We start from the raw sequence: 14,687 nt of genomic DNA on the forward strand, positions 1-14,687 counted from the left end.
ATGCATGACCGTGCTGACGCAACGGCTCGTTGCATCAGCAGGAACAGACTCGCCATTGGTATCAATGGAAGTAAATCAAACGCGTTTGTTTGGCTCATCGATGGGAAAATAAAATGGAATCGCTTGGATCACGTATTAAACAGCTCAGGCAACGAGTGAAGCTGAACAAAGCTGCTCTTGCCCGAAAAGTTGGCGTGTCGGATGTCACGATATCGTATTGGGAGTCGGGGGCGATCAAGCAGATCGGCCACGAGCGCTTGGTGGCGCTGGCCGATGCACTGGAGTGCTCGCTTGCCACGCTGCTCGAGGGTGATAGCGCCCCGCCGCTTCTGACACTGACGCACCAGGGCCCCCTTCCTTGGGAGCAAGTGCAGGCGACGATGCTCACGCCGCCGGCTCATCTGCCGCTTAAAATCGACTGGAAAGCGCCCTGCGTGATGACCACGCCCGCGGCCAAAACGGATTTCGCTCCCGCCTCCCCGGGTGATCTCCTGCTGCTTGGCCCGACGCACGTGTTCCACAAGGCCGGTCACTATCTGGTCAAGCGTGACGATCACTTTCAGCTGGCGCATTTTGCCAAAACGCCCAGCGGTGAAGAGATTCACGCCGTCGTACTCGCTCACTGGTGTCCTGCCTAAAGCACCCTGTTCACTCTTCAATCACGTCCACCTGGTCACGCGTACGTCTTGGCTCGCTCCCCACCAAAAAGCGCCGTGAGTAGGTGGCTACCTGCCCCAGTCCATGGCGAGTTTGGGTAACGAGCTCGCCTGACAGGTTCTCGCCTTCACGACCGATCACGTCCTGCACGGTTTGCGGCTGAACGCTGCCCTCGCTCGACTGCACCTGCACGAGGTACCCGCCGTCCGGCAACCCGCTACCTGAGCCAAACGGCCCAGCCGTGAACTGCCCTTCGCTGATGGTCGTGCGCGACTGCCAGCGCACGCGACTGATTTCACGCTCCACGATCACCTGAACCCGCGTGCCGTCCGGCAGATTCGATGTTCCCTCGACCATCAAGCGTCGATCGGTTCTCAACTCGGCGTGCAGCGAAAATTCGACCTCGATCAGCGCGCGCTCGGGTTCGCTCGTGGTTTGCTCGACCACTGCATCGCTCGGCACTTCCTCGACCACCCGCGGCTCATCCTCCATCTGTTCGTTACAGCCGGAAAGCCAAAGAAGGCTCACCGCCACCGCCGCGATACCACCGCGTGCTTTCAACATACCGTTTCTCCCCACGAACCCGACCTCTACGCTATACCATTAAAGGTGGCGGCGCGTCATTAGCAGTCGCTTGCAAGCCAGCGGTATTCGCTCAGCGTTTGCGCAGTGTAGCCGTGGGAATCGGTTTTCAGCTCGCTGATGAACGCGGTGGGGCTATCGAACGTCAGCGTATCGACAGAACGCATGGCGCTGTCGCCCTCACCACAAGCCACCGATACCTTCGCCCCACCGTCGCGGTAGCCGATTTCGACATCGTTACAGGAGACCTGCCCCCAAAGCGCTTGTACCACGCCCTGCGGGCTTTGCGCCTGCTCCGGCGTCAGGCACAAGGTATCGGTCGCGCTAGAGACCGGCGCATCATCTTCAGCGCGCGGCAGGTTGAACGTCGTCATATCGACACGCCACAACCCGGATTGAAAGTCGTCCTGCGCCCACAGCGTGCAGGGCATTAAAAGGGCTAGTAGGGCCAATGAATTAAGACGTGACATGGGGTTCTCTTGGTTGCATGGTGGATGAGCGAGGATAGAAGATCCGATAAGGGCTTGAATACTTTTTTAACAGCCACGTCGGTCAGCACCGTCAACAGCTCAGTCTGGTGGACACCCCCGCAAACGGAAGAAGACCGCCAGCGCAGCCAACAGCTCATGGCCAACATGGATGCGCTGAACGAGAAAATTGGCAAGGGAACGGTGTGCTTGGGGCTACCGGAGAAGAATGCGCCGTGGCATTTGCGGTGTGCGCATCGTAGACTGCGGTATACGACGAAGTGGGGGGAGTTGATGAAGGCGTATACAGATGAAGGAATAGCAGTCGCGAAATAAAGCAGAATTATTTTATTAATAATAAAATTACTTTTTTAAATTTCGCACCCGCTAACACAAAAGAAAATAAAGAAAAAACCAACATTGAAGAAGCTGAGGATATAATCAGATTTTTATAACACTCATTAGCAACAACATGACCACAAAGAGCTAATATCGCGGAAACCAAAAGCATCCCAGCAGTAGAAAACAGCTGAGACACTAGCACCTTGTAATGACCGGTTAGCCGTAAATTTCTTATAAAATCCCTGTCAGATATAGCAATAAGAATTGACAATGAGGTCATTAGGAAACCAAATAAAGTCGCACTAATTGTGGCAAAAGTAGTGGCTGTCAATCTCACATCTTGGTAACTACCAAGAGAATCATAAGTCAAGCAACCAGCACCGATAGCGACCAAAATACTAACTAAGACGGCGATCCGGCTCTCCAAAAATTTCATCAATATCTCCTTTTCGCTCGCTGTAAGCCCTCTGCAAAGCGGAAAACATAGAGTCTAGCACGGGATACCTTCCTCGCATTTCAACTTCTTCATCTGCTGTCATTCTATCTGCGATTAAATCAATTGGATAATCATATACATCGTCGGTTAGCTTAACTCTAGCAACAGTAGTACTTCGCTCATTCGCCAAAAGAGCAATAGATTCTTTTATACGATTCGATAAAGAATGTTTTTCATGATCTGAAGATCTCCGATCAGCGCTAAGGGCGACTCTAATACGTGAACCATTTGCCATATCTGAAAGCATCGCCATTCTCTTACCCCAGTCATCTTCAGGAAAAAGATCAGGATTTGTAGGCGTAGCATATGAAAGCTCTAAGCTAACAGGTTTTAGATCGTCATCTAGCAGCCTTTCAAAAGAGTCTTTTTGAAGAATTGGGTTAAACACTATCGTTTCACCAGCATAACAAGTTAAATACTCTGAAAGCCTTCCAACTCGCGCAGCGTGGCCGTTTCTTTGAAAAACAATAACACACTTATCTTTTTTAACAACAAAATGATTTTTTTCAATTAACCCTTCAGAACCTTCTAAACCAAGTTCACGCTCAGTTCCGTCAGGGCTACCTGCGTGAGGTAAATCAGAGGTCCTAAACTTAGCCAACACGCCTTTAATTGTATTCCCTGACTTATCCAAGGATCTCAGCTGATAATCAAAAGAGCCAAGTCTATAATGGGGTGTAACATCAAGTTCACCAATCTCTTCTAATATAGAAAAAATGCAAAACTTTGAGTCCTGTGAATGATGCAGCCCAGAAAAAAAATCAAGATTGAAATTTTTTCTATCGTAGTTTGTATCATGCATAAAAACCCCTATTAATATTTATAAAAGTAAAAACATTAGCTAATCACTGACACTCAAACCACCCGCCCAATCCAAATCTCAAACCTCTCCAGAATCTCCAGCCCCCTCATGCACCGCGACTCAAAAAGGCCACTGCACAAGTACCCCCTCCTGTTCCGAATTGATGCATTCGTATAGAGACTGGTAACTCTCCCAACCATCGTGTTGCATGCTGCCCATACACCAGTCGACGACAGACGGATAGATCCTGTCCCATGCCTCGCTCAACAGCTGATGGGCGATCTTTTCTTGCTCCAGGCACGACTCATAAACATCATGTTCGGAGTACTTGTTCGTTTCACGGCAGTCGGTCTTGATATCGAGGTGAGGCACACCATCGGCGCTGACGGGCAATGCCAGTGCCCCCCATAAAGCGACCCACCCGATGCTAGCGGCTCGAACCGCGCTCTTCATCATCACTTCACCCGCTCAATACGAATCTCACACTGCCCCAGAATCTCCAGATCATGCATATCCTGGGGATTGATCATCTCCGGCTGGAACAGCTCATTATCACTCATCAGACGCAGCGCGCGCCCCGGCTAACCGTTGACCCCGCTCGATACTAAGCTCGCCACTCACCACTACCCCTTTCAACTTCGGGTCATGGCTTGCTCGGTTCCCTGCGCCCGCTGTTGCGTACTCCTCAGCTCAAAGCAAACAGGGCAGCACTACCGCTCATCACCTTCAATTCTGTTAAGCAAGCTTAACCCACCATTCCTTGCATCACTATCGCAATTGCGTCCACTTTTGGTCTCAATTGTTTTGCTCGATTCCAATGCCGGTAGCCGGAAACTGCCCTGAGCATTCCTATCGCCTTTCGGGCTTCTTGCGCTGTGAGTACTGCCCTTTCTTCCGTACAATACCGCCAATCCCATTGATCGTGCATGAAACGACCCGCCATAAACTGGCCTTCTGGCGAGCCAAGGCTCGTCGCTACCAGTTATGTGTCGCGGTCGTTTCAGCCACCCTCACATTATAGCTATATATTTATACAGCTAAAGAACCGATTTCCATGACCGATTTAACGAACGAAAACAGCGCCGACCGGGGCCGCCGCTTCTCGGTGGCGCCGATGATGGACTGGACGACCCGTGACTACCGCGCGTTCGCCCGCACGTTGACCAGGCGCACTCTGCTCTACACCGAGATGGTGACCACCGGCGCGATTCTCCACGGCTCGCCGCGGGAGCGCTTTTTGGGCTACACCGAGGTGGAGCACCCGATCGCGCTGCAATTGGGCGGCAGCGATGCCGGCGAGCTTGCCGAGTGTGCGGCGATTGCCGAGGCCTGGGGCTATGACGAGGTGAACCTGAATGTGGGCTGCCCCAGCGACCGGGTGCAGAACAACCTGATCGGCGCGTGCCTGATGGGCTATCCGGAGAAGGTGGCGGCGGCGGTGAAGGCGATGCAGGCGGCGGTGTCGATTCCGGTAACGGTGAAGTGCCGTATCGGCATCGACGACCAGGATGAGGACGCGGATCTGGCGCGCTTTATCGATATGGTGGCCGAAGCCGGCTGCACCACGTTTACCGTGCACGCGCGCAAAGCGTGGCTGCAGGGGCTGTCACCCAAGCAGAACCGCGACGTGCCGCCGCTGAACTACCCGCGCGTACACCGCTTGAAAGCCGCCAACCCCGCGCTTCACATCGGTATCAACGGGGGCATCAAGACGCTCGAGGAGTGCCAGGCGCAGCTTGCGCACGTGGACAGCGTGATGGTGGGCCGTGAGGCGTACCAGAACCCGTGGCTGCTGGCCGGGGTCGATCAGGCCATTTTCGGAGAACCGGGTCCGGCCATGAACCGGCTGGACGCGGCGCAGGCGTTTCGCCCTTATATCCAAACGCGGCTCGATGAAGGCGCGAAGCTCAACCACATCACCCGCCACCTGCTGGGGCTTTTCCAGGGCTGCCCGGGCGGGCGGCGCTTTCGGCGCCACCTGTCCGAGCACGCTCACAAGGAAGGGGCGGGCCTGCGCCTTTATGACGACGCGCTCGGTTTGATCCGCGAGCCCGACACCGCGGCATAAAAAAAACCCGCCACGGCGTACCGTGGCGGGTGGGGCTTACCTGGCGCTTGAAAGACTCGGTTTACTTGCCGGCCTTCTGGCGGTTTTCCATCACGCCCTTTTCGACGCGCTCGCCGATGGTCTGGTCGACGTTCTTCCAGTACTCGAATACTCGCGACAGCACCGGCTCTTCCACGCCGCCGGAAACGTGCCCGACGATGTTGTTTACCAGGCGATCACGCGCGGCGTCGTCCATTACCTTGTTGACCAGGTCGTTGGCCTGGTTGAAGTCGCCGTCGTCCGGACGCAGCGTGTAGGCGGCACGAACGAATTCACCATCCGCTTCCCATACCGCGTCTTCCGGATATGCGCTCGGATCGGCGTGGGCGCCGCCCTTGCTGTTGGGTGCGTAGACCGGATCGGACGTATTGGAAATACGCATCCGCCCGCCCTTGGCGTAGCTGTTGACCTGGCTTTTCGGCGCGTTGACCGGGATCTGCTGGTAGTTGACGCCCAGGCGAGCGCGGTGTGCGTCGGCGTAGGAAATGACGCGCGCCAGCAGCATCTTGTCCGGCGAGAAACCGGTGCCCGGTACTGAGTTGCTGGGCTGGAACGCCGCCTGCTCGATCTCGGAGTGGAAGTCCGTCGGGTTGCGGTCGAGCGTCATCTTGCCCACTTCCTGCAGCGGATAGTCGTCGTGCGGCCACACCTTGGTCAGATCGAACGGATTGATGCGATAGGTTTTGGCGTCCTCGAAGGGCATGATCTGCACATGCAGTGTCCACGTGGGGTTGTCGCCGCGCTTGATGGCGTCGAACAGGTCGCGACGGTGGTAATCCGCATCGGTACCCGCCATTTGATCGGCCTGTTCCTGGGTCATGCACTTGATGCCCTGGTCGGTCTTGAAGTGGTACTTGACCCAGAAACGCTCGCTTTTATCGTTGACCCACATGTAGGTGTGGCTGGAGTAGCCGTTCATGTGGCGCCAGCTGGCGGGTACGCCGCGATCCCCCATCAACCAGGTCACCTGGTGGGCGGACTCCGGCGAGAGCGTCCAGAAATCCCACTGCATGTCGTGATCGCGCAGGCCGTTATCGGCACGGCGCTTTTGCGAGTGGATGAAGTGCTGGAACTTGAGCGGGTCGCGCACGAAGAACACGGGGGTGTTGTTGCCCACCATGTCGAAGTTGCCGTCTTCGGTGTAAAACTTCAGCGAAAAGCCGCGCGGGTCGCGCCAGGTGTCCGGGCTGCCCGACTCACCGGCCACCGTCGAGAAGCGCGCCAGCATTTCGGTTTTCTTGCCCGGCTGCAGAAACTTTGCGCGGGTATACTGGCTGACATCGTGAGTGACCTCGAAATGGCCAAACGCGCCGCCGCCCTTGGCGTGGGGCTGGCGATCCGGAATCATTTCCCGGTTGAACGCCGCCATCTGCTCCATCAGGTAGTGGTCGTGCAGTACGATCGGGCCGTCCGGGCCGACGGAAAGCGAGTGCTCGTCGCTGGCTACCGGAATGCCGGCGTCCGTGGTGGTGGTGTTGGATTTACCGTTTGTCATACCCTTCCTCCATGTCACGATCCGGGGCCTCGAGGGCCACCTTTGTACGGGCCTTCTTGGCCACTAATGCGTTCCAACTGGTGCTTTGATCCACAGTTATAGCCAGGATGTCACCATCATGCCACGTGGCGGCGCCAACCCCTGCCTATAGTGTCCATAGTCAAAGACGATCAGCTTCGCTTTGATTGGGGGTTTCAAACTATGACACCCCGCCGCCGGATTCGTGGCGCAACCGGCGCGCTTTTTTATCGAAGGCCGGCAGCGCACGCATTTCGATACAGCCCCTCACTACAGCACTTCACTACAGAATTTAATACATGGGATCGGTCACCGGCTCGAGACTCGACTGGAAGCTCTCGATAGCGGTTTCCGCCTCCTCGATCTCGTCGAAGCGGGCAATGTGATAGAGCGCCTCGCCTTCGTTGGCCAGCGGCAAACGGCTCATGCCGATCACGATGCCATCGGCCATTGAAACCACATCGCCCTCATCGTTGCCGAAGGGGTCCGCCACCCGGCCCAACACTTCGCCCTTGGCGACCCGCGCGCCCAAACGCACCTTCGGGCGTAGAATGCCGTCGATCGGCGCACGCGCCCAGCTCGAACCATTGGCCAGTTCCGCCGGGGCGGGCAGGCGGCGGCGCTGCTCGCCGGAAAGCATCTTGAGCCTGCGCATCACGCGCAGAATGCCGCGCACGCCCGGGGCGATCGCCCACTCGTCAAAGCGCAGCGCCTCGCCGGCCTCGTAGGTGAGCACGGGAATGCCGCGGGACTGGGCGTAGTGGCGCAGGCTGCCCTCGCGAAGCTCGGCGTTGAGCACTACCGGCGCCCCAAACGCATCCGCCATGCGCGCGGTTTCGCTGTCGGGTTCGAGCTGAGCGCGAATCTGCGGCAGGTTGGTGCGGTGAATGGCACCGGTGTGCAGGTCGATGATGTGCGTGGCGTGGTCGACGATCTCTTCGCGCAAGAGTGCGGCGATGCGTCCCCCCAGTGAGCCCTTGTCGCTCCCGGGAAAGCAGCGGTTCAAATCGCGCCGGTCCGGCAAGTAGCGGGTCTGCTGCAAAAAGCCGAAAACGTTGACGACGGGTACGGCGATCAGCGTACCGCTCAGGCTATTGATCGAGCGCGAGCGCAAAAGCCGGCGCACGATCTCGACGCCGTTGATCTCGTCGCCATGAATGCCGCCGCACACCAGCATGACCGGCCCCTCGCGGCGCCCGTGGACGACCTCGATGGAGATATGCAGCGGCGTATGTGTGTAAAGGCGCGCCACCGGCACGTCGATTTGTAGACGTTGGCCGGGTTGAAGGGTGTGGCCTGCAATCTGAAACGGGGCTTGTGCCATGAGCACTCCTGATGAGGGCGTGGGCGCGCAAGAGCGAGCGCCGGCGCTGGATGATCTATCGCTTATCGGCCGCGTGAGGCGTTGATTGAGCGCGCAAATGACGTCGGTCAGTTAACCATACAGTTTTGAATGTAAAACGGCGGTGTTTAAGATAAAATATCGCTCCTTCGACGTCGTTACCAGGGTTGCTTTTATGGCTAGAAAAACCAAGGCAGAAGCGGCAGCCACGCGCGAAGCGCTGCTGAACGCGGCCGAAGAGGTGTTTTTCGAAAAAGGCGTCGCGCGTACCTCGCTCGAGCAGGTGGCCCGCCACGCCGGCGTCACTCGCGGAGCGGTTTACTGGCATTTCAAGAACAAGGGCGATTTGTTCATGGCGCTGATCGAGCGTGTGCGCATGCCCTTTCAGTCGCTGGTCGAGGAGGTTCAAAACGTCGACCCGGACATTCTGCCGCTGGACGCGGTGCACCGCGCGTGCCTGGCGGGCATGCACCGTCTGGAGCAGCCTCACTACCAGCGCACGCTCTCGATTTTACTGCACCGCTGCGAGTTCTTTAGCGATATCAATCCGCTCGAAATGCAAAACGAGATCAACGAAGAGTGTTTTGACGAAATGCTCTGCCTGTTTGAAATGGCCCACGAACAGCACCAGCTTCGTGAAGGCCTGACCCCGCAGGTATCCACCCAGCTCTTGCAGGCAACGCTTGGCGGGCTCTTTCATGACTGGCTGCGTGCCCCGGACCGCTATTCGCTTAGCGAGCGCGGCGCCGAGGTCATCGACGCTCTCATCCTGCTGATACGTCGCTAGCGGTTTGGCGTTTGTCACCATCGCAAAAGCCCGCCGTGCTGGCGGGCTTTTGCGTGATGGCCAGAGTAACAACGCGCTAGTTTGAGTGCGCCGTTTCCTGATGCTTGTGGCGCAGGCGTAGCTGGTTCAGACGCTGTCGCGTCTCCATGTAAGTCTGTACCTCGACGCTACGGTAGGCCCCCTCCTCTTTTAGATATTTCACCAGTACCCGGCGCTCGCCTTCGGTAAAGAAATCGTCCTGTTTGCAGTGTAGATTTACCTTACAGCCCGGTTTTCCCTCGACCACGGCCTCGGCATGCTCTGCTCCGTCGAGCGCGGTCACCTTCACGGTCACACCTAAAAGGCTGCGCCGCTTGAAGGGCGCAAAGCGGTAGAGCCCGCGCGCCATGCCTTGGCAAATAACGGCGGCCAATGGGGATGCCACGGCCAGTGTGGCCCAAAGAATCACGACACCCAGCGGCACGCGCAACATGCCCAGATCCAACCAGCGCAGCACTAGAAGCTCCAGCGCCAGCGAAAGCGCACCGGCGAGCAGCATCAATACGGTCAGCGCGAGCGTGGCGGGTACGCCGATAAAGCCAAGCGAGACCAATGTGCTTGCCATGTGATCATCACGCAGGCTGTCACGCTCGAAAAGCTCCAGCGGCGCCAGTCGGATCAGCACCAAAAGCCAGTAAAGCGCTAAAAGGCCCAGCACGAAGGTGAAGACGATGGTCGGAAAATTCAGAGCGGCGGAGAGAATCGGTTGCATGGCGTGCCTCCTCCAGGTGATTGCCTGGTCGGTTTGGCCTGCTGTTATGGTATTGGATGCAGACTCAAACGGTTCATTAGCAAGTCTAGATCACACTACTCGTCTCTGCCCAGGCGCGCCTTGACACCGATCAAGCGGGCAAAAAAAAGCGGGCCCGAAGGCCCGCCTGAATCACCAAGCGATCACTGTGGATCGTGGGCGATGCGATCATCACGCTCATCGCGCCCGTCACTCGAACCGCGCTGATCGTTTTGATCGTGCTTATTGCCGCCCAGCTTGCGCCGCATCCAATCGGCGCTGTAGGCGATCATGGCGTAGAACGTGGGAACGAACAGACTGCCCAGAATCGCCACCGACGCCATGCCCACCGCCACCGTGGTGCCGATATGGTGGCTGCTCACGTCACTCGCGCCGGTAGCCAGCGCCAGCGGCAGCGTGCCGAAGATGAAGGCCAGTGACGTCATTACGATCGGCCTAAAGCGCAGCTCCGCGGCGGTAATGGCCGCTTCGCGAATGCTCTTGTTCTCTTCCTTACGCTGAAGCTCGGCAAACTCGACGATCAGGATGGCGTTCTTCGCCGCCAGCCCCACGACCACCAACATGCCGATCTGCACGTAGACACTGGTATCCAGCCCGCGCAGCACGATACCCGCGATACCGCCGAAAAAGGCGAACGGCGTGGCGGTGAGTACCGCCAGCGGCAGTGCCCAGCTTTCGTACTGCGCCGCCAGGATCAAAAACACCATCAAAATACCGAACACAATGGCAATCATGGCAGCATTGCCCAGGTTCGCTTCCTGATAGGCGGTGCCGGTCCAGCCCATACCCCAGTTGGGACCGAGGGTGTCGAGCACGACCTCTTCCATCGCCTGGATCGCCTGCGCGGAGCTGTAGCCGGGTGCCGCGCCGCCCTGGAACTGGGCACCGGTATAGACCCCAAAGCGCGACACCACCGACGCACCCACCTGGCGCTCGAGGGTTACGAACTCGGAGAGCGGAATGCGATCGCCGCTGCCGCCACGCACGTAGACATTGTTCAAGTCGTCCGGCGTTTTACGGAATTCGTCCTCGTTTTGCAGATACACCTGGAAGTTACGGTTCTGATAGCTGAAGTAGTTAACGAAGCCGTTACCGAAGGTGTTGGCGAGCGCCGAGTTGATGTTCTCGAGCGCAACGCCATAGCTCAGCGCCTTCTGCTGATCGATGTGTGCCTTGTAGGACGGCACGTTGACGTTGAACGTCGAGAAGACCTGGGAGAGCATCGGGTGCTGGTTCGCCGCGCCCATGACCTTGAGCGAGGCTTCGTAAAGCTCGCGGGTCGAGGCGCCATCGAAGGACTGCAGGTAGCCGGTGAAACCACCGGTGGTCGAAAGCCCCATGATCGGCGGCACGTTGAAGGCCATGGCGCTACCGCCATCGATACTAGCCCCCAGCTGCATGATGCGCCCCACCAGCGCGTCGGCGCTCAAGGTACGTTCGCCCCAGGGCAGCATGTTGACGAAGATGACCCCGCGCGCGGTGTTGACCGCACTTGCCAGCAGGTCGTAGCCCGCCACGGCCGAGGCGTACTCGACGCCCTCGATCTTTTCGATCTCGTTGCTGAGCTTCGCCATGTAGGTCTGGGTGCGATCGAGCGAGGCGGCGTCCGGCAGCGATATGCTGGCCAGCACGATGCCCTGATCGGTTTCCGGCACCAGCGTGGAGGGCGTGGACACGTACATCCAGTACGAGCCCGCCCCGATGGCCACAGTGATCGCCAGCGCCAAGAGCCAGAAGCGCACCAGCTTTTTCACACACCACATGTAGGCCGCGGTGATACCGGCGAACAGGCGATCGAACAGACGCAGCGGCGTGCGAATGGCGCGGCGAAACTTCGACGGCCGGTCGTGATTGAGGTTGTGCTTGATGAAGATCGCCGACAGCGCCGGGGTGAACGTCAGCGCCATCAGCGCCGACAGCGCCACCGAGATCGATACGGTAATGGCGAACTGCTGATAGATCTGCCCGGTGAACCCACCCAAAAACGCCACCGGCACGAACACCGCCGCCATGATCAGCGAGGTCGCGATGACCGGCCCGCCGACTTCGCGCATGGCCTGAACCGTGGCGTCGCGTACGGTGATGTCATCGTCTTCGCTGATTACGCGTTCGACGTTCTCGACCACCAGAATCGCGTCATCGACCACGATCCCGATCGACAGCACCAGCGCGAACAGCGTCAGCAGGTTAATCGAGTAGCCAAGCACGTAAAATCCGGCGAAGGTGCCGATGACCGCCACCGGCACCACCGACATGGCGATGACGGTAAAGCGCCAGTTCTGCAAGAAGATGAATAGAATCACCGCGACGATCAAGAACGCTTCGATGAAGGTGTGAAGTACGGTCTCCACAGAGGCATCGATAAACAGCGTCGTGTCGTAAGGCGTGACGTACTCGAGCCCCGGCGGGAAGCGGGATTCCAGATCCTGCATCGCCGAGCGCACCGCTTCGGCGGTGGAGAGCGCGTTGGCGCCAGGCTGCTGGTTGATGATGATTGGCGTCATGGTGGCGCCGTTCAAGCGCGCATCCACGCCGTAAAACGACGCGCCGAGTTCGATGCGGGCCACGTCCTGCAGGCGCAGCGACGAGCCGTCCGGATTGGTGCGCAGATAGATATTGCGAAACTCGTCCGGGTCGGTGAGTCGCCCGCCGGCGGTGATGGTGTAGGTGTAGGCGCGCGGCTCGGACTGCGGTTCTGATGCCAGGCTACCCGCGGGAATCTCGGTGTTTTGCGTGCGTATGGCGCTGGCGATTTCGCTCGGCGTCAGGTCGTACTGCGCCAGCTTGTCCGGGTCCATCCAGATACGCATGGCGAACTCGCCGCCGCCGAGTACCGAAGCATTACCCACGCCGGGCACCTGACGCAGCTCGTCGAGGATATTCAGCGTGGCGTAGTTCTGCATGTAGACGCGGTTGTAGTCGCCGTTGGGCGAGGTCAACGCCACCAGCATCAGAATCGAGTCAGAACGCAGCTCGACCGTGACCCCTTGCGACTGCACCTGCTCGGGCAGCTGCGACAGCGCCCCCTGCACGCGGTTGTTGACGTTGATGGTGTTGATGTCGCCGTCGGTGCCGATGTTGAACGCCACGCTCAGGCTCATGGAGCCGTTGTCGGAGCTGTTCGAGGTCATGTAGAGCATGTCCTCGACACCGTTGATCGCCTCGGCCAGCGGTGCGGCCACCGTTTGTGCCACGGTTTCGGCGTCGGCGCCGGGGAACTGCGCCTGCACCGACACCGTTGGCGGCACCACGCTTGGATACTGCTCGATCGGCAGTATGCGCATGGACATCACGCCGATCAGCGTGACGATAATCGCCAGTACCGTGGCGAATATCGGTCGGCCGATGAAGAAGTTAGAGAAATTCATTATTGCGCACCCTCTTCTCCCTCACCCGTCGGCATGCCGCCGCCAGCCATCTCGGAAGCCTCTTCGGCCTGCTGGCGCTCTTCGCGCGCCTCTTCCTCTTCGACCTCCTGGACGATGTCGTCGGCGTCACCATCGAAAGGCTGCGGGTCGATGGCCGTGCCCGGCTCGAGGCCGGAAGGATCGCCGACGATCACGCGATCGCCCTCTTCCAGCCCGTCGACGATGATCTGCCAGGGGCCGGCCACGTCACCGAGCTGCACGGTGCGCTCGCGGGCCTTGTTTTCATCGTCCAGGGTGTAGACCCGCGGGCCCATCAGGCCCTGAGTGACCGCGATCTCCGGCACGGCGATCACGTTATAGCGCTTGAGACCGTCCAAACGTACGCGCACGAACTGACCCGGCAGCACGGCGGCGTCCGGGTTGTCGAAGGTGGCCGACGCCTGCACGGTGCTGGTGCCGTTGTCCACGCGTGAGCCCAGAAAGTCCAGCTCGCCGGCGAGCTCGGCGTCGTCGCTGCCGCTCAAGCCCGGCACGCTCAGCCGCGCAATGATCGTCGAGTTGGTGTCGCTGTCGCGTAGCTGGCGGCGAAGCTCGAAGGCGTCGCGCTGGGGCAGCTGAAAGCGGACTTCGAGCGGGTCGAGCGGGGTGATGGTGGCAAGCTCCGTGCCGCTGGTCACCACGTTGCCCAGGTTGATCTGGCTCAGGCTGATCATGCCGCCGACCGGGGCGGTGACATCGGCGTAGTCCAGATCGAGACTAGCGCTGGAGAGCGCCGCTTCGGCCTGGGCGACGCTTGCCTGGGCAACGCGCTGATCGGCCTGGGCCTGGTCGTACTGCTGACGGCTCACCGAGTTCTGACGCAAAAGCTGCTCGAAGCGCTCGGCGTCGCGCTGGGCGCGGGCGTACTCGGCCCGCGCGCTTTGCAGATCCGCCTGGCGCTGATTCACCGTCGCCTGATAGCGGTCGGGCTCGATGGTATAGAGCGAATCGCCCTGCTCGACCATCTGACCGGGTTCGAACAAGCGCTCCTCGAGCGCGCCGTCGACTCGGGCGATGACCACGACTTCGTTGTCGCTTCGCAAAAGCGAAGGATAGGATTGATCGATCGGCAGATCCTGGCGCTCCACCTCGGCCACCGCCACCTTATGGGGTGGCTTCTCCTCGGAAGATTGCTGCTGCTGTTGAGGCTCTTCATCACCACCGCAGGCGGTCAGCGCCAGCGCCGCGATCAGCGTCACTAGACTCGCTCTCGTTGAGTGAATCGCTCTTCTCATGCGTCGAATTCCCATGTATGGCTCTTTTTTTGGCGATCGATGATCGATGGATCGCTCTTCTGACGACCGGCGTTCTGATGACCGGCACTCTGACGACCGATGTTCTGGTGACTGACGTTTCAAGGGCCTGCTACGCGATGTCGCCTGTCAGGCCTTTGGT

At 58.9% G+C, this 14,687-nt stretch carries 14 protein-coding genes; 4 read left to right on the forward strand and 10 right to left on the reverse strand.

The features are described 5' to 3' along the window. Window positions 1-113: 113 nt before the first annotated feature. Entirely contained in the window at window positions 114-638 is a 525-nt protein-coding gene (locus RN346_RS11990) for a helix-turn-helix domain-containing protein (protein WP_311962717.1), read from the forward strand. A 10-nt stretch (window positions 639-648) separates the two neighbouring features. Here RN346_RS11990 and RN346_RS11995 read toward each other — a convergent pair whose 3' ends face one another. Beyond that, entirely contained in the window at window positions 649-1,221 is a 573-nt protein-coding gene (locus RN346_RS11995; RefSeq protein WP_311961228.1) for a hypothetical protein, read from the reverse strand. Window positions 1,222-1,280: 59 nt separating this feature from the next. Next, window positions 1,281-1,709 carry a DUF3617 family protein gene (locus RN346_RS12000; RefSeq protein WP_311961229.1) on the reverse strand — a complete coding sequence of 143 codons (429 nt, stop codon included), beginning with the start codon at window positions 1,707-1,709 and terminating at the stop codon, window positions 1,281-1,283. A gap of 165 nt (window positions 1,710-1,874) precedes the next feature. Between RN346_RS12000 and RN346_RS12005 the strand changes: the two genes are divergently transcribed. Then, a complete protein-coding gene (locus tag RN346_RS12005) occupies window positions 1,875-2,042 on the forward strand; it encodes a DUF4113 domain-containing protein (RefSeq protein WP_311962718.1) in 168 nt (55 codons plus the stop codon). Between the two features lie 7 nt (window positions 2,043-2,049). Here RN346_RS12005 and RN346_RS12010 read toward each other — a convergent pair whose 3' ends face one another. The 3 genes from RN346_RS12010 to RN346_RS12020 form a co-directional block, all read right to left on the reverse strand. Then, a complete protein-coding gene (locus tag RN346_RS12010; protein WP_311961230.1) occupies window positions 2,050-2,484 on the reverse strand; it encodes a hypothetical protein in 435 nt (144 codons plus the stop codon). Further along, on the reverse strand, window positions 2,447-3,346 hold the full coding sequence (locus tag RN346_RS12015; RefSeq protein ID WP_311961231.1) for a DUF6731 family protein: 900 nt from the start codon (window positions 3,344-3,346) through the stop codon (window positions 2,447-2,449). Before RN346_RS12015 ends, RN346_RS12010 begins: the two co-directional genes overlap by 38 nt. Before the next feature lie 120 nt (window positions 3,347-3,466). Beyond that, window positions 3,467-3,802, reverse strand: a complete 336-nt coding sequence (locus RN346_RS12020; protein ID WP_311961232.1) for a hypothetical protein — start codon at window positions 3,800-3,802, stop codon at window positions 3,467-3,469. 598 nt (window positions 3,803-4,400) lie between these two features. On the opposite strand from RN346_RS12020, the gene dusA reads away from it, so the two are divergent. After that, window positions 4,401-5,414 (forward strand): tRNA dihydrouridine(20/20a) synthase DusA, encoded by a 1,014-nt coding sequence (gene dusA / locus RN346_RS12025; protein WP_311961233.1) that lies wholly within the window; start codon window positions 4,401-4,403, stop codon window positions 5,412-5,414. Window positions 5,415-5,475: 61 nt separating this feature from the next. Here dusA and RN346_RS12030 read toward each other — a convergent pair whose 3' ends face one another. After that, complete coding sequence (locus tag RN346_RS12030; RefSeq protein WP_311958362.1) at window positions 5,476-6,948, reverse strand: catalase; 1,473 nt, start codon at window positions 6,946-6,948, stop codon at window positions 5,476-5,478. Between the two features lie 310 nt (window positions 6,949-7,258). Further along, window positions 7,259-8,290 (reverse strand): succinylglutamate desuccinylase/aspartoacylase family protein, encoded by a 1,032-nt coding sequence (locus RN346_RS12035; RefSeq protein ID WP_252106655.1) that lies wholly within the window; start codon window positions 8,288-8,290, stop codon window positions 7,259-7,261. A gap of 193 nt (window positions 8,291-8,483) precedes the next feature. On the opposite strand from RN346_RS12035, the gene RN346_RS12040 reads away from it, so the two are divergent. After that, entirely contained in the window at window positions 8,484-9,095 is a 612-nt protein-coding gene (locus RN346_RS12040; RefSeq protein WP_263586588.1) for a TetR family transcriptional regulator, read from the forward strand. A 76-nt stretch (window positions 9,096-9,171) separates the two neighbouring features. Here the strand turns inward: RN346_RS12040 and RN346_RS12045 are convergent, their stop codons facing one another. The 3 genes from RN346_RS12045 to RN346_RS12055 all read right to left on the reverse strand — a co-directional run bounded on the left by RN346_RS12045 (window position 9,172) and on the right by RN346_RS12055 (window position 14,527). After that, window positions 9,172-9,846 carry a hypothetical protein gene (locus RN346_RS12045; RefSeq protein ID WP_311961234.1) on the reverse strand — a complete coding sequence of 225 codons (675 nt, stop codon included), beginning with the start codon at window positions 9,844-9,846 and terminating at the stop codon, window positions 9,172-9,174. A 182-nt stretch (window positions 9,847-10,028) separates the two neighbouring features. After that, window positions 10,029-13,253, reverse strand: a complete 3,225-nt coding sequence (locus RN346_RS12050) for an efflux RND transporter permease subunit (RefSeq protein WP_311961235.1) — start codon at window positions 13,251-13,253, stop codon at window positions 10,029-10,031. Then, a complete protein-coding gene (locus RN346_RS12055) occupies window positions 13,253-14,527 on the reverse strand; it encodes an efflux RND transporter periplasmic adaptor subunit (protein WP_311961236.1) in 1,275 nt (424 codons plus the stop codon). Before RN346_RS12055 ends, RN346_RS12050 begins: the two co-directional genes overlap by 1 nt. Between the last annotated feature and the right edge of the window lie 160 nt (window positions 14,528-14,687).

Source organism: Halomonas sp. PAMB 3232, assembly GCF_031954225.1.
In the GTDB taxonomy this organism is placed as follows: Bacteria; Pseudomonadota; Gammaproteobacteria; order Pseudomonadales; family Halomonadaceae; genus Vreelandella.

Bases quoted from the DNA above. Each gene is read 5' to 3' on its own strand.
- RN346_RS12010 (WP_311961230.1), bottom strand. From the start codon at position 2,484: ATGAAATTTTTGGAGAGCCGGATCGCCGTCTTAGTTAGTATTTTGGTC.
- dusA (WP_311961233.1), top strand. From the start codon at position 4,401: ATGACCGATTTAACGAACGAAAACAGCGCCGACCGGGGCCGCCGCTTC.
- RN346_RS12040 (WP_263586588.1), top strand. From the start codon at position 8,484: ATGGCTAGAAAAACCAAGGCAGAAGCGGCAGCCACGCGCGAAGCGCTG.
- RN346_RS12005 (WP_311962718.1), top strand. From the start codon at position 1,875: ATGGATGCGCTGAACGAGAAAATTGGCAAGGGAACGGTGTGCTTGGGG.
- RN346_RS12020 (WP_311961232.1), bottom strand. From the start codon at position 3,802: ATGATGAAGAGCGCGGTTCGAGCCGCTAGCATCGGGTGGGTCGCTTTA.
- RN346_RS12035 (WP_252106655.1), bottom strand. From the start codon at position 8,290: ATGGCACAAGCCCCGTTTCAGATTGCAGGCCACACCCTTCAACCCGGC.
- RN346_RS12055 (WP_311961236.1), bottom strand. From the start codon at position 14,527: ATGAGAAGAGCGATTCACTCAACGAGAGCGAGTCTAGTGACGCTGATC.
- RN346_RS12045 (WP_311961234.1), bottom strand. From the start codon at position 9,846: ATGCAACCGATTCTCTCCGCCGCTCTGAATTTTCCGACCATCGTCTTC.
- RN346_RS11995 (WP_311961228.1), bottom strand. From the start codon at position 1,221: ATGTTGAAAGCACGCGGTGGTATCGCGGCGGTGGCGGTGAGCCTTCTT.
- RN346_RS12050 (WP_311961235.1), bottom strand. From the start codon at position 13,253: ATGAATTTCTCTAACTTCTTCATCGGCCGACCGATATTCGCCACGGTA.
- RN346_RS12030 (WP_311958362.1), bottom strand. From the start codon at position 6,948: ATGACAAACGGTAAATCCAACACCACCACCACGGACGCCGGCATTCCG.
- RN346_RS11990 (WP_311962717.1), top strand. From the start codon at position 114: ATGGAATCGCTTGGATCACGTATTAAACAGCTCAGGCAACGAGTGAAG.
- RN346_RS12000 (WP_311961229.1), bottom strand. From the start codon at position 1,709: ATGTCACGTCTTAATTCATTGGCCCTACTAGCCCTTTTAATGCCCTGC.
- RN346_RS12015 (WP_311961231.1), bottom strand. From the start codon at position 3,346: ATGCATGATACAAACTACGATAGAAAAAATTTCAATCTTGATTTTTTT.